This window comes from Paramesorhizobium endophyticum (genome assembly GCF_014640615.1).
Taxonomy (GTDB): domain Bacteria; phylum Pseudomonadota; class Alphaproteobacteria; order Rhizobiales; family Rhizobiaceae; genus Paramesorhizobium; species Paramesorhizobium endophyticum.
In genome coordinates this window covers 1-12,576 of sequence record NZ_BMHH01000026.1, presented here as the reverse complement: position 1 = coordinate 12,576, position 12,576 = coordinate 1, and the positions used below count along the sequence as shown (strand labels likewise).

Genomic DNA, 12,576 nt, shown 5'->3' with positions numbered 1-12,576 from the left:
ACACTGACATTCCAGAAACCGCCGGGATGGAGAGAGACGATGGACGAACGTACCTACGCAGAAAAATACGCCATGCGCAGCCGATTTTATCAGATTCTTGGCGAAGCCGGGAAATTGCTGGCCGACGCTTACACGCAGGCCGACGCCGAAAACCAAGCAGGCATCAAAGACATGGCATTTGACGCCATGGTCGCGTCATTGGTCGAGCACCACGGCTACGACCAATCGGAAATCCGTTAATTCCAACAACCGCCCGGAGGCAATCATGCCGTGGAATCCAAGACCAGAACCCAAGCCCGACTGGACCCCCGAACAGAGGGCCGACTATCACGCTGGATACTCGGATGCGCACTACGGCCACCCCTTTGGTAGCGGCCATGATGGCAGTCGGAGCCGCGCAACCTATCGGCAAGGCTTTGATGACGCCAAAGCCGACTCCAGTTCCAAATGACGCCTGGAGCGCGCTAAAATGAACAAAGAACGCCGCAAGGCTATCGTGAAGCTGAGTGACCAGATTGAAGGCTTGAAGGCCACGATTGAAGAGTTGAAGGGGGAGATCGAGACGCTACGCGACGAAGAGCAGGAATATTTCAATAACATGCCTGAAAGTTTCCAAAGCGGCGAAAAAGGATCAGCGGCTGAAAACGCTGTTTCCAGTTTAGACACGGCCATGGAAGCCATGGACGAACTCGACAGCCAGATTGACGCGGCTGTTTCCGCTTTGGGCGATGCCGCCCAATAATTCCAACAACCGCCCGGAGGCGCGCTATGCGCATCGAACTCACCGTCGCAGATCATGAGAAAAACGGATTTGTTACCCTTGCCCGTTGGCCTCGCATGTCTAAGGCCGAGGCTCTAGCCGCATAATGAACGATGATCAACTCAAGGCATTGAGACAGAACATATCGTGTTCGATCCTGTCAGCGGGAGGGAAGCACCCGCTGAAGCAGAAGCAATCCATGCTTTGATCTTCAGTATCGCAGGGGAGAAGCGAGCGCCCTCTGTACAGCAAGAGCAGCTAAGCTAATCTCCTCCTGGAGGGAGGTACAAGGACTTCCCTCCTTCGTTCTATCCTCCCCTCAATAAATCCAGAAACGGCATTAGAGAGATTTGCTATGAGCCGACATATAGTCACTGTGACTCAAGGAGAGAGAAAAGACGACAATGGAGTCATTGGTTATGATCCTCCATTGCGTACATTTTTCTTAAACGCTTTTGTCGATAAAGAAACCGACGAGCCAGAGCTTTGGTTGGGTTGGCGGCGCGATGAATTTCCTACGCTGGAAAGTATCATTCTCGCCGCCAGGTCTAATGGTTACGAGCTTTCCGCCCTCTCGCAAGACACTATCCTGTCCATGCTCGCGGAGTCCAGCAAACCGGCGCGTCTGAGCCTTGGCGAACGGTTAGGCATAGTTCTATAGCCTGACGGGAGCGTCGCCACCAAGACGATACGCCACAAGACATTTCACAAGTTCGCTCAGTTTGTTGCCGCCTCCCATAATGACAGGGGGTACTAATTTCTTATTAGCAATTTCACTTGAGAAATTGCTAATCATGTATATTCTCCCCGGCGAATGAACCGGGGGACGCGGAGTAATGCACCTATCGACCGCAAGCGCGAGCGGCGTCTCCCAATCACACATAACGAAAAGCCGGCTGCTGCAACAGCCGGCTTTGCTTCGTTGAACTGAGGAGGCGATCAACCGCAACCATTCATCAAGAACGAAGGGATGGATCGGAGCACTGCAATGCTCCGATCCGTGGCTCCTAAAATCCACCTGAACGGCAAAATTCAGAGACAGACGAGGAACCGTCTTATGTCTAGCATAGACTCGCGTTTACTAAAATCTTCTAAATGGCTTCGAGCCGCGACCTCTGTTCCGGCAATTCTTGCCGCCAGCTATTTCGCGGGCACCGGCATCAGTCAGGCGGCTTGCTCGCCTCAATCATCAGGTAGCTCCGCCTCGATCATCAATTGCGACAGTTCCGCGAACGGCACTTTCTACACAACCACCGGCAATTCTTATCAGTTCCCCGCAGTGCTTCTCACCCTGAATATCACAGGTGTTGATGGCATCATTTTGCCGCAATCAACAACAGCCTCGCGCAACCTGATTTTCGGTAATCAGGACGCTACCGTAAGCGTTCTTCAGGATGGGGCGGGGCGCTCGTCGCTGCTTCGCGAGGACCGCGCCACGGTCCCGAACAACAGAAACTCCGCTTCCGTTGATTTCGGGGTGGGGCCGAATAACGTATCGGTCACCGCAAAAAATGGTGGGATCGCGAGTATTGTATCATCAGTGCAAGGGGCAGCTGGGAACATAGTTGATGCCTCGCTATCCCTTTCGAACAATTACCGTTACGGTCCCCATTTGCGGGTGATTGCAGAAAGTGGAGGCGATGCGGCGGCGGTGCGCGCCGAGGGCACCGGCAATGCGAGCAACATCAGCGCCGGTATGCACTATCCGAACAATATCACTCCCGGTCCTGACGGGGGGCAGACCTTCGAAGTATCTGCCACTGGCAGTGGAAGCCGCGCGCATGTTATCGTCAGCTCCGGAACGGGGCTTATCAGGACGGGCGAAGGCGCTGATACGATCTACATCTCATCGAAGTCTGGCGGCACTGCCGGCGTCCTTGATGTTGTCAACAACGGGCAAATTTACCTCGCCGGTGGCGATGATACAATTGTGCTCGAAGCGGATGGCGGCACCGCAAAACTGAATACGCGCGTCAAAGTCGGCTCCGTTCTAGGCGGCGATGGCAATGATACGTTTATAGCCAGAGCCACGGACGCAGCAGGATCGCTTGCAGACTTGGGTTCCGTGAGCGGCGAGGGCGGGATTGATACCGTCGAGGTCTCTGGCAAGAACGCAACGATCTACTCCTTCAACGGCGGCGACGGCGACGACACTTTTGTACTCAAGGACGGCTCGGTCACATACGGCTTCTTTGGTGGCGCGGGCGATGATACCGCGTATATCATTGACGCCGCGACAATCACCGGGGCGAGCCTCCACGGAGGTGATGGTCAGGACGTGATTAATTTCTTGCGGTTTTCGGGGGCCACTGAAGATTATAAAGTGGCAGGATGGGAAACCTTCAACGTCCAAAACAGCCAGTTAACGCTAGGGCTTACCGCAACGCAGATCATCAATGTCGCGAATTCAAACCTCACGCTGAGGGATGTGACGGCGACGGTCGGTGTTGCCGGTTCGGATAGCACGGAAAACGTCATCATTGAAAAAGGGACGACGCTGGGCGGGATCGCGCTAGGGAATGGTAACGACAGCCTTGTCATCACCGCCTCTGCCAATCATGCCAAGCTTGGCCTGCTCGATGGCGGCGGTGACAATGATACCTTATCCATGGTCGGGCAATCCGGGGTCGTTGCGGATAACCGGATTCAGAATTTCGAAACCATCGAAATTTCAGGGGGTAGCGATCTCATCGTAGGGCGTACCCAAACAGAAACGCTGAAGCTCGATAGTTCGTCGGTTGCCATCCGGAATGTCTCCGCGAAAACTATTACCGGCAGCGCGGGCAACGAATTCTTGAATATCCAGCAAGCCTCCAACGCTGAAAGCGTTGACCTCGGCGGTGGCAGCGACACGGTGATGGTGGGGCCTGACGCCTCCACGGCTAATTTCGGCGCGATCAACGGCGGCACGGACGCTGAAGGCGAACAGGGCTTCGACCAGCTCCAGTTGATCGGCCAGAACACGGACCTCGCGAAAACTCGTCTTGATGAATGGGAACTGATCGAGTTGCAGCAATCGGCGCTGGCGCTCGATCCCTCGCGGGCGCTGACAGTCGGCACACTGGATATCGACGCGAACAGCCAGGTACTCGCGTTGGGAACCTCCACCATTGCCGGCGATGTGGTCAATGGTGGCAACATCTCCCTAAGCAACGGGGCGGCTCGTGATCTGCTGACCATCACCGGCAATTACACGGGCGAGGAAGGATCGACCATCACCGCTGATGTTGGATTCGATGGCGTAACATGCCCCGCTGACTATATGCGGATCGGCGGCAATGCCAGCGGTCACAGCGCTGTAAAATTGACGGCTTATGGCGCATCGGCCTGCAATACCAAAATCCCGGTAATCACCGTGGACGGCCTGACCGATGGGACCAATTTCACCAGCGACGAATTGATCATCGGCGGCCTGTACGTCTACCAGTGGACGTATGACGCATCGGACAAGACCTATAAGCTCGTGACGCAATGGCCGGAGCCTGAGAAGCCCGAGCCGGAACCGGAGCCGCAGCCTGAGCCGGAGAAGCCGGAACCGGAGCCGGAGAAGCCGCAGCCTCAGCCGGAACCGCAGCCAGAGCCACAGCAGCCGCTGCCGCAGCCGGAGAAGCCTCAGCCTCAACCGGAACCCCAGCCGCAGCCGGAACCGACGCCATGGGTATCGCCTACCATCGACGGTTACGCGAACATCATTTCGCTCGCCCAGCTGCAAGGCCGCAGCATTGCGGACGGCCTTTACTATCGCATCGGCGGGCTACGCGCGGGCGAAGCGGACAAGCTTGGGAAAAACGGTCTTGTCGCGTGGGGCCGCGTGATCGGCGGCACGGGCGCAATCTTGCCCGAGCCGGGCGTCAAGACCGAGTACGACCGCAAGATGGTGCAGGCCGGGGTGGATTTCGAGCTTTCGAACCTGTTGCCATCCGGTACGCTCATTGGCGGCGTCTTCGGTGGTTGGGGATCGGTTGACGCTGGCATGGCGACAACGCCGCACATCGATATCGATATGCAGGGTGGGCATGGAGGCGTCTATGCCAGCTACTGGCAGTCGATCGATGAGGGCCTTTGGATCGATGCGCTGGCGGCGTATCAGTTCAACGAGGCATCGCTTGCCGCCGGCGGCTTGCATGGCGGGACCACGGATGTAGACGGCTGGATCGCCAGCATCGAGACAAGCTATCGCTACCGCGTCAACACCGGGCTTGCTGATCGCCTCTGGATCGCGCCGGTTGCCCAGCTCGTCTATCAAGACGTGGACATGGACGGCTTCACCGACAATTTCGGCGTAACCATCAGCCAGCTTTCGGGCGACTCTCTGATGGCGCTGGCTGGCGTCAAGGCGGAAACCGAAACCGTGTTCGAGAATGGCGTCATTCTGCGCCCATGGCTGAGAGCCGATCTCCAGTACGAGGCCCTTGCCGAAAACAAGGTCACGGCCACGGATGGCGTCAACACTCTCAACGGCATTTCCGACATGCAAGGCATGTCCTATCGCGTGTCGGCCGGGGCAAAGCTCGATCTTAATTCAGGCGTATCTGCCTATGGTTCGGTTGAGTATTCCGGCGAGCGAACAAAAGACTTGTCCGGAAAAATCGGCCTGGCGGTCCAGTTCTGACGATACAAAAAAGGGCCGCAATAAAGCGGCCCTTTTCAAAAAGGGCATGAAAAATGGATATATCGAACCCAGCGGATTTTGGCTTTGGCGCGGTCGTCGGTGCCTCGGTCAGTATCGTCATGATGATTGCGATGGATCCTCTGTTGCGGAAGACAGAGCGAGAGGGAGCCATCGGTGTGCTTGCTCAGCTGAGGGAAGCGAATAGCACTCCTGCGTACCCGAACGATGCAGATGAGCCCGCGGGCGAAGCCAGCATTCCAAAGTTCTTCGGAATTTAGACGGCAGCGCTATGGATTATTTCGGGTCTACTGACTTTGTTTTCGGCCTATCGGTCGGCGCAACTTTCGGCTTCGTCGTGACGCTACTCACCAATTATGCGCGGCATCGATCTCAAACCGACACCATCACAAGAGCATTATTGCTGCTGGCCAATGAGCGGTTGCCGTCGCTGGACACGGCTCCTGTTTTCACAAATGAGCCGATTGAGCCGCGTGTTCGCCTCGTCGTATCGAATGAGACGCGCGGCGATTTGTAGCTCGAAAATTGCTAATACATTGTCCCTTAGGCTACATTGTGTCAGCGTATGCTTTGGGACGATTCGTCCGAATGCAGGAATTTAAATGTTGAGGAAAAGAAAACCCCGCATGGCGGGGTTGCCACGCGGGGTCGATAGGTCAAAAATCCCTAATACAAACAATCCTATCGCTTCCCCCTCATTTCGTCAACTGCCACCTTTTGGCGGTTGCGCTTGCGCGCCTATGGCGCAGCAGCGCGACCGGCAAATCGCCAGGCAAGCGATTACTCGCTTGCCTAATCGACAACACGGAGAGGGTTATATGGCTAGTTCAGGCTAAATAGAAAAACCGCCAGACGCGCCAACGTCGAAGCGGTTTTTGATGGGAAAGTGCCAAACTGTTCAAGAGTCACTTTCCCAAAATTGCGAGCTGCTGTCAACGGAAAAACGCCAATTTTCCGAACGGGTGAGCTTTAGCCTGAACACGGCCCCAAAAAGGGGAAGTGACCGATGAATGGTATCTTACGTTTCGGGGCGGCGCCTCGGATGCCGCAACCGCTTAACTGGCGAAAGCCCGCATTTAATAGCCGCGACTATTGGTTCGCAGTCGGGAACGGCTGGATCACCGACGAAGAATATGAAGCGGATCTCGCCGCTCATGAGGAAAGGGTGAAACGTGCCAAAGCCAGCCAGGGGAAGGCCAGCCCTCCTCCGGCTCGCTGGCAGCGGCAAGCGCCTCAAGCCACACGTCAATATGCAAACCCTATGTCCACTGAGGCCGCGCGTGACGACAGGCTGACGCCACAGGCGAAAGCCTTGCTGCAGGTGATCCGCGCCCGATGCGGCAAGCACGGTCGGACGGAAACAACGAAATTCACGCTCGCAAGTATCATGAGCCGGTCTGTACGCTCGATCCAGCGCTATATCGGTGAGCTCATCCGGTTCGGCTATATCGTCACCCGCACCCGCACCGGACGGACGGGACTTTATACCGGCCTCGTGATCGAGATCACGGCCAAGGTGTTGCCGTACTGGACCAATTTCGAGAAGCTTGCCGCTGATTTGGCAGGAAAATTAGGAGCTGATTGGGTAAGCAATCGCGTGTTTTCAGATGAGACAAAATTGTCCTCTAAAAACCATCACCTAAATTACAATATCATTCCAATGATAAGCGGAGAGCGCGCAAAGCGCACTCACTTCAATTTATTCAGTCCGGACAGCCCCTAACGGGGCTGCCGGGGCAAACACGCGAAACGTTTACGCCAAAAAAAGGGGCTTAGGAGCGGGCGAGGTGGCGGTGCCGTGCGCAAACACGCACCTATGGGGGATGCTGAAAATGCTCGTATTTGACTCCCATTGAGCCGCTGGCGCGAAAACAACCGCCGTTTGGCGGCGCACGGCCTACACGGGCGGCGCGCGTTGGCGCGCGTTGATGGGGCAACCGCGCCGGATGGATTTCCGCGCCGGATTTGTATAAGATGTAATAAACTGGAGGTCGCAATGAAATCTTTGATCCCTTTGCTTTTTTCCGCCGTGTTTCTGACCGCCGCGCCGGCGGCAGCGCAGGACAATTGCGGCGCGACCGGCGATGGTTGTCAGCCGCCCGAATACCAAAAATTGCTTGAAATTGCCGCCACTGCCTTCCCCGACTGGCCGGAAGTCGGTTATCGCACCTATGCCGCACTCTGCTATGAGGCGAAGGGCCAACTTAGAAAGCAGTGTTTTGCAAATCCGAAAAAGGCCGCAAAGTCGCTGAAACTGCCGCCCGAAGAATAACATGTCGTGGCGATCACTTGGCAGCGCTCCGCCTCACGAGCGTCCCTTTATCATCCAACTGGACGCGGCAGCGGGCGTCGAGGAATATGTCACCGTCGTCCGGTTCAGTCGCCGTCACGGCGTTTTTCTTGACGTGCTCAACCAAATCGTTCTTGCGCCCGATGACGAACGGATAATCGGCTGGCAACCGTTACCTGAACATTGCCCATCCGCTCGACCTTCTTTTTCTCTTCCTCCGATAAACCGGCGCGGGAAAGCCGCGGTCTTGATCGGCCTTGCCGCGGCCGCCATTGTCGGCGGCGTCGGCTATCTTTCCTCCTTCTCATTGATAGACGCCATTTTCACAATGTCTGCGGTTTTTGTACTGCTCGCGATTGTTGGCCTCGTCTATCAGCGCATTCGATATGGGGCATTCTCCTAATGAGACCACTGATATTCATGACGGGAGCGCTCGCAGCTCTCATTTCCAGCGGCGTCCAGGCACAACAAACAGACCGGATCATATCCGGATACGGGTATACCGTTGACGGTGATAGCCTCGTCGTCGCCGGCCAGCCGGTTCGATTGGCCGGTATCTCTGCGCCGGCGCTGGAACAAAAGGGAGAGGACCGGATCAAACGCGGGTATCCGGCCGGATTGTTCGCCCGCGATGTGCTGGCCTCCTTCGTCGCTGATCAAGCCCTTGGATGCCGTGTGGTGCCTCAAAACGGCAAGGAGGCGGACGGCCTCGACCGCCTATACGCGGTTTGCGCAACTGCCCAGGTCACGGACATTGGAGGTGAAATGATCCGGCGCGGATGGGCGATCATAGACCGAAGTGGAGAAACGCAGGTCTATGGGAACTATGTGAAAAACGAAGCTGAAGCCAAGGCCGCTGGACGCGGCGTGTGGCAAGGCCCGTTCACCGAGCCATGGCTTTACAAGTCTGGCGAGACAAAACAATCAAGCAATTGAGGGATCATGATGAAGGCAATAGCGGCCGCGATTCTAGGCGTGCTGGTGAGCAGCACGGCATATGCGCAATATGACCATTCAGGAGATTTGGATTGGACATGGGACGGCTCTTTCAAGCCGCCCGTACAATCCGGCAATGGCGATTTTCCGAGCCAGCGCCAGGCGAACATTGCCTTCGAGCGCGCCCGTGACGGCGATCCCGTCATGACGATTGATTTCCACCAGGTCGCGCCGGGAAAGCCCCTCCCCGCCGCGATTTTCCTCTTTGCTTGCAAGAATGGTGGATATGACGCTTATCGCCATAAGGTGGACCAAGATCCGCAATTTGTGCATTGCCAAACATTTTTTATGGATGAATCGCGCCGGAAGCTATATGGACGCCCGGTCAACTTCATGCGTAAGGACCGTGAGAATTGGGGTATCGTGCTTCCGACAAGGCCGCGAGAATTACCCATCGCCGAAAAAGGCTCTTCCTATTTTCCTCCAGTGCCATCAGGGGGTATTCCGCCAAGATAATAATTATCCCGGCGTTGACCATTTGTTGACCGTATGACGCGAATCTTCTGCGTCATACGTCCGCAAAAGTTGCGGACTGGGCTGGACGATTTTCCAAAAATCATTATTATTGAGACTAAGCCATTCACGCGATGGCCCAGGGCGTTGGAACCCTATAGATCGGACGGTGAAACGTTAAATCACCAAACTCACTGACCTTTATGGTCGGGGAGCCTGCGGCGAATGCAACAGGTTCTTCGAACTAAAGGCCGTGGGGGCCGTGTCTATCGGTTTTCCAAACTCCCCGATCACCAAGATCATTGAGCATATGCGGGGGCGCCCGCAAATGCTGAGTTTGGATTTTCACAATGTCTGTTACAGCTTATTTTCTGAAAGCATTTGACCGAACGCTTCAAAGCGTTTCTCTCCCTGACGGCAAAGCGCAGATCGAGACGATCATTCGTCTTATTGGATGCAAGCAACTCGATATCGCGAAAGTTGACGGTCATTTCGTGTTTTGCGAACGCGGCCTTGCCGATGGTATGCCATGCGTCACCGTGATTGATGGCTATCTGGAGCCAATCGCCGGCAATCTTATCATAACCGGCACCGACGAGGACGAGGAAATCATAAACCCGTCCGCGCCGATTCAAGCGTTCGCCGAGCGAATTACCCTAGTGCATCCCGTCATTGACCCGGTTTTTCTCACCGGCTCCGGCTCCCGCCGTTGCCGGTTCCATCTTCGGATGCATGATTGTCGGCCGACTGTGATCGCGAAGCTGAATTAGCCCGAATTCCCGGCCGCGTTCTCCTGCCCGCGGCCTGGCTCGAGTTGAACATTTTTAGATGGAGAGGATAATGCCGAATATTCATAAACCGTCACCGAAAACGCCGAATCCAATCGATGTTAAAGTTGGCGCTAGGCTGCGGGCGCTGCGCAATTCTCTGCGCTGCAGCCAAGAGAAATTAGGTGAGGCACTCGGAATTACATTTCAGCAGATTCAAAAATACGAAAAAGGCTCAAATCGTATCGGCGCCAGCCGACTCCAAAACATAGCTGAAATCTTTAATGTTCCAGTTTCATATTTTTTTGATACTAACGGCCAGCCGGAAAACCCGCTAGTCACGCAGTTTCTTTCCAATTCCGAATTTGTCCAACTGGCCGAACTTGTCGCTAAGATAAAAAATCCGCGCCGGCGGCGGGTCCTCATTTCTGTTGCCCGTGAACTGGCAGCCACCGACCGCGCTTCTCGCGAAGGGGAGGCGGAGCCCCGCTGACGCGGAGCAGCTCACCGGCAAATGGCTTCGGGCTATTTCAGATCGTAGCGATGCCATTCGTTCCGCTGCTGCAAGCCGACCGCCATGCCGAGGGTCGCGTAAATCACATAATCGAACCGGGCACGATAACAGGTGCATCCAGCGCTAGTCCTGCCCCTCCCCTCCCCGCATCGATTCATCGCACAACGGTCACCCGAGGCATTGGGGCATTCTCGCTGGTGCGGTCCATCGGATCAACGATGAGCTCCTCCGCGGATGTGAAGCGGCCTTCATAGATGCCGCGAGCATTCGCGTCAGCGCAGTAGCCGTTTTCATCTCTCCTTATGCCATCGGGGCAACATCCCTGCTTGATGTAACGACCTATAAGACCGCCAGGACAACAAACAACCGTCTGAATCGATTATTCTCCCCGCCTTCGGCTCCTCGCCCGCTTCGCTTCAAAATAATCCCTTCAGCCGGTCCTCCGCTCCGCTCCGTCGAGTGTTTGCCGCCCTTACAGGCGGTCTTTTTCGGACGTTACGCAGGGGATGGCCCCTGATCGAAAAAGGAGAGACGAAAATGGCAACCATCGGCACCGTCGCAAAGAACGGCCGCGGCATCTATGAAGGCCGCCTCACCACCCTAACCCTCAATGCTCCCATCAAGATTATACCGATGGACCGCACCAGCGAGAATGCCCCAACACACCGCATCGTCAGCGGATCTGCTGAAGTCGGCGCCGTCTGGACGAAGACGAGCAAGACCAGCGGCAACGAATACCTCTCCCTCACCTTCGACACGCCCGAGCTCGATTATGTGATTTACGCGACCCTCGGCATGGCGGCCGGCCAAGATGACCCCGACGTTTATTCCATCATCTGGAACCGCCCAAAGCCCACACATTCCCGTTGATCCAAGGAACCCCGCGTCAGCGGGGCTCCGCCTCCCCTTCGTCAGCGCCAGGCCGACGATAGACGGCCGCGAGATCGCGGCCGTCTATCAATTTCACACATCGCCAAGTCGCATCGAGGTTACCGCCGAACCTCTCGCGGCAAGCCCGACGGCTTGCCGCGTCGAGTTCGGCGCTCAGCTTCTCCATGGTCGCGTGGATTTGTTTCCCTCGCTCAATGCACGTCTCAACGCCCTCACCAGCCCGATCCTCGCAGCTTTCCGCCAGCGCTGCGCTAAAGCTCAATTCATCCCATGAAGGGAAATTAGGTACTTCAGCCCTGAAGGAATAAACACCAACCAAGGCAACGGTAGCCAGGATCACCACTTTATTGAATGCTATCGCGAAAATCGGATGCTGCTTCGCTTTTGGTTTTCGCCCGAACCGGATGAACATCATCGGCACCATTGCTGTTTGTCACGATAGCCGCCGGTGTACCGCGCAGCTTTCCCGTGCGCGATCATCAATTCCTCAGCGTCCCCGGATTTGGTTTTGACGCTCACCAATATCCGCTTGTATCGGTCCACGCCTCGCCGCTGCAAACTGATCACTCCGGATTGCAATATCCGCTGCAAATATCTCGTCGCGTCGTCTGCCCTGACTCGCTCCGTGCTGCATTGTGCTTTCTCGCCCGTCTCCGGCGCGTCGATTCCGAACAGGCGATATTTCTCCCGATTGAACCAAAAAGTATCCCCATCGACGACGCAAGTGATCCGCTTCTCGTAGCCGCAAATCGGCCATGTTTCATTCGTCCCTTGGGCCAGCGTCGGGACGCTTAAGCCGCTCACTGCGATTAGTGTCCCGATAAAAATCCGCATCATTTCTCTCCTTAAAATGTGAAATTGCTAATACAAATCATTGCGTCGCTCATTGCAAGCGCCCGCTAGTCAGGGCGTCCCCTTCGGGCCGGGTGCTATTCGCCTTCGGCGAACCGAACCTGTCGTCGTCCGCTCCGGCGAAGCAGCGGGATTTCCCGTCTTGTTCCAAGCCGGAAATCCCGGCTTCGCCTGGTCGCGGCCTTCCGCCAGTTTCGGCCCTTCGGGTAACGCCCCCTGACGCAGCTGCCTTCGGCAGATCCAGACGCCGGCACGCCGGCGACTTTCCATATAGTCGGCCCCGGCACGCCGGCACCGACTTTTCACACTTTCACAAAACCGCCCATGCGACCGCAGCGCGGAGATATCAATTGGCAAGCGCGGCAAGCCGCGTCGGCCGGGGAGAAAAACGGCTTTCAGCGCTGCGCGCCGAACCTTCCGTTT

General features: G+C 56.1%; 16 protein-coding genes. 14 read left to right on the top strand and 2 right to left on the bottom strand.

Annotated features, from left to right (window positions below):
- Nucleotides 1-39: 39 nt before the first annotated feature.
- From IEX53_RS20730 to IEX53_RS20665, 14 genes are all read left to right on the top strand, one after another.
- Nucleotides 40-240 (top strand): hypothetical protein, encoded by a 201-nt coding sequence (locus tag IEX53_RS20730; protein WP_188826091.1) that lies wholly within the window; start codon nucleotides 40-42, stop codon nucleotides 238-240.
- A 229-nt stretch (nucleotides 241-469) separates the two neighbouring features.
- Nucleotides 470-742, top strand: coding sequence for a hypothetical protein (locus tag IEX53_RS20725; protein ID WP_188826090.1), 273 nt, complete (start codon nucleotides 470-472; stop codon nucleotides 740-742).
- A gap of 373 nt (nucleotides 743-1,115) precedes the next feature.
- A complete protein-coding gene (locus IEX53_RS20720) occupies nucleotides 1,116-1,421 on the top strand; it encodes a hypothetical protein (protein ID WP_188826089.1) in 306 nt (101 codons plus the stop codon).
- 396 nt (nucleotides 1,422-1,817) lie between these two features.
- Nucleotides 1,818-5,372, top strand: a complete 3,555-nt coding sequence (locus IEX53_RS20715; protein WP_188826088.1) for an autotransporter outer membrane beta-barrel domain-containing protein — start codon at nucleotides 1,818-1,820, stop codon at nucleotides 5,370-5,372.
- A 53-nt stretch (nucleotides 5,373-5,425) separates the two neighbouring features.
- Nucleotides 5,426-5,650 (top strand): hypothetical protein, encoded by a 225-nt coding sequence (locus IEX53_RS20710; RefSeq protein ID WP_188826087.1) that lies wholly within the window; start codon nucleotides 5,426-5,428, stop codon nucleotides 5,648-5,650.
- A gap of 11 nt (nucleotides 5,651-5,661) precedes the next feature.
- Nucleotides 5,662-5,907, top strand: a complete 246-nt coding sequence (locus IEX53_RS20705; protein ID WP_188826086.1) for a hypothetical protein — start codon at nucleotides 5,662-5,664, stop codon at nucleotides 5,905-5,907.
- Between the two features lie 525 nt (nucleotides 5,908-6,432).
- The gene (locus IEX53_RS20700; protein ID WP_188826085.1) at nucleotides 6,433-7,113 is read left to right on the top strand and encodes a helix-turn-helix domain-containing protein; all 681 of its coding nucleotides are present in this window, start codon (nucleotides 6,433-6,435) and stop codon (nucleotides 7,111-7,113) included.
- A gap of 273 nt (nucleotides 7,114-7,386) precedes the next feature.
- On the top strand, nucleotides 7,387-7,662 hold the full coding sequence (locus IEX53_RS20695; RefSeq protein WP_188826084.1) for a hypothetical protein: 276 nt from the start codon (nucleotides 7,387-7,389) through the stop codon (nucleotides 7,660-7,662).
- A 1-nt stretch (nucleotide 7,663) separates the two neighbouring features.
- Nucleotides 7,664-8,083, top strand: coding sequence for a hypothetical protein (locus tag IEX53_RS20690; protein ID WP_188826083.1), 420 nt, complete (start codon nucleotides 7,664-7,666; stop codon nucleotides 8,081-8,083).
- A gap of 17 nt (nucleotides 8,084-8,100) precedes the next feature.
- Complete coding sequence (locus IEX53_RS20685; RefSeq protein WP_188826082.1) at nucleotides 8,101-8,616, top strand: thermonuclease family protein; 516 nt, start codon at nucleotides 8,101-8,103, stop codon at nucleotides 8,614-8,616.
- A gap of 6 nt (nucleotides 8,617-8,622) precedes the next feature.
- Nucleotides 8,623-9,132, top strand: coding sequence for a hypothetical protein (locus IEX53_RS20680; protein ID WP_188826081.1), 510 nt, complete (start codon nucleotides 8,623-8,625; stop codon nucleotides 9,130-9,132).
- Nucleotides 9,133-9,479: 347 nt separating this feature from the next.
- Complete coding sequence (locus IEX53_RS20675) at nucleotides 9,480-9,899, top strand: hypothetical protein (protein ID WP_188826080.1); 420 nt, start codon at nucleotides 9,480-9,482, stop codon at nucleotides 9,897-9,899.
- Nucleotides 9,900-9,969: 70 nt separating this feature from the next.
- On the top strand, nucleotides 9,970-10,389 hold the full coding sequence (locus IEX53_RS20670; RefSeq protein ID WP_188826079.1) for a helix-turn-helix domain-containing protein: 420 nt from the start codon (nucleotides 9,970-9,972) through the stop codon (nucleotides 10,387-10,389).
- 558 nt (nucleotides 10,390-10,947) lie between these two features.
- Complete coding sequence (locus IEX53_RS20665; protein ID WP_188826078.1) at nucleotides 10,948-11,280, top strand: DUF736 domain-containing protein; 333 nt, start codon at nucleotides 10,948-10,950, stop codon at nucleotides 11,278-11,280.
- Nucleotides 11,281-11,296: 16 nt separating this feature from the next.
- Here IEX53_RS20665 and IEX53_RS20660 read toward each other — a convergent pair whose 3' ends face one another.
- Both IEX53_RS20660 and IEX53_RS20655 read right to left on the bottom strand, forming a co-directional pair.
- Complete coding sequence (locus IEX53_RS20660; protein WP_188826077.1) at nucleotides 11,297-11,725, bottom strand: hypothetical protein; 429 nt, start codon at nucleotides 11,723-11,725, stop codon at nucleotides 11,297-11,299.
- Nucleotides 11,713-12,138, bottom strand: a complete 426-nt coding sequence (locus IEX53_RS20655; RefSeq protein ID WP_188826076.1) for a thermonuclease family protein — start codon at nucleotides 12,136-12,138, stop codon at nucleotides 11,713-11,715. Before IEX53_RS20655 ends, IEX53_RS20660 begins: the two co-directional genes overlap by 13 nt.
- Nucleotides 12,139-12,576 lie beyond the last annotated feature (438 nt).

Bases quoted from the DNA above. Each gene is read 5' to 3' on its own strand.
- IEX53_RS20730 (WP_188826091.1), top strand. From the start codon at position 40: ATGGACGAACGTACCTACGCAGAAAAATACGCCATGCGCAGCCGATTT.
- IEX53_RS20725 (WP_188826090.1), top strand. From the start codon at position 470: ATGAACAAAGAACGCCGCAAGGCTATCGTGAAGCTGAGTGACCAGATT.
- IEX53_RS20720 (WP_188826089.1), top strand. From the start codon at position 1,116: ATGAGCCGACATATAGTCACTGTGACTCAAGGAGAGAGAAAAGACGAC.
- IEX53_RS20715 (WP_188826088.1), top strand. From the start codon at position 1,818: ATGTCTAGCATAGACTCGCGTTTACTAAAATCTTCTAAATGGCTTCGA.
- IEX53_RS20710 (WP_188826087.1), top strand. From the start codon at position 5,426: ATGGATATATCGAACCCAGCGGATTTTGGCTTTGGCGCGGTCGTCGGT.
- IEX53_RS20705 (WP_188826086.1), top strand. From the start codon at position 5,662: ATGGATTATTTCGGGTCTACTGACTTTGTTTTCGGCCTATCGGTCGGC.
- IEX53_RS20700 (WP_188826085.1), top strand. From the start codon at position 6,433: ATGCCGCAACCGCTTAACTGGCGAAAGCCCGCATTTAATAGCCGCGAC.
- IEX53_RS20695 (WP_188826084.1), top strand. From the start codon at position 7,387: ATGAAATCTTTGATCCCTTTGCTTTTTTCCGCCGTGTTTCTGACCGCC.
- IEX53_RS20690 (WP_188826083.1), top strand. From the start codon at position 7,664: ATGTCGTGGCGATCACTTGGCAGCGCTCCGCCTCACGAGCGTCCCTTT.
- IEX53_RS20685 (WP_188826082.1), top strand. From the start codon at position 8,101: ATGACGGGAGCGCTCGCAGCTCTCATTTCCAGCGGCGTCCAGGCACAA.
- IEX53_RS20680 (WP_188826081.1), top strand. From the start codon at position 8,623: ATGATGAAGGCAATAGCGGCCGCGATTCTAGGCGTGCTGGTGAGCAGC.
- IEX53_RS20675 (WP_188826080.1), top strand. From the start codon at position 9,480: ATGTCTGTTACAGCTTATTTTCTGAAAGCATTTGACCGAACGCTTCAA.
- IEX53_RS20670 (WP_188826079.1), top strand. From the start codon at position 9,970: ATGCCGAATATTCATAAACCGTCACCGAAAACGCCGAATCCAATCGAT.
- IEX53_RS20665 (WP_188826078.1), top strand. From the start codon at position 10,948: ATGGCAACCATCGGCACCGTCGCAAAGAACGGCCGCGGCATCTATGAA.
- IEX53_RS20660 (WP_188826077.1), bottom strand. From the start codon at position 11,725: ATGGTGCCGATGATGTTCATCCGGTTCGGGCGAAAACCAAAAGCGAAG.
- IEX53_RS20655 (WP_188826076.1), bottom strand. From the start codon at position 12,138: ATGATGCGGATTTTTATCGGGACACTAATCGCAGTGAGCGGCTTAAGC.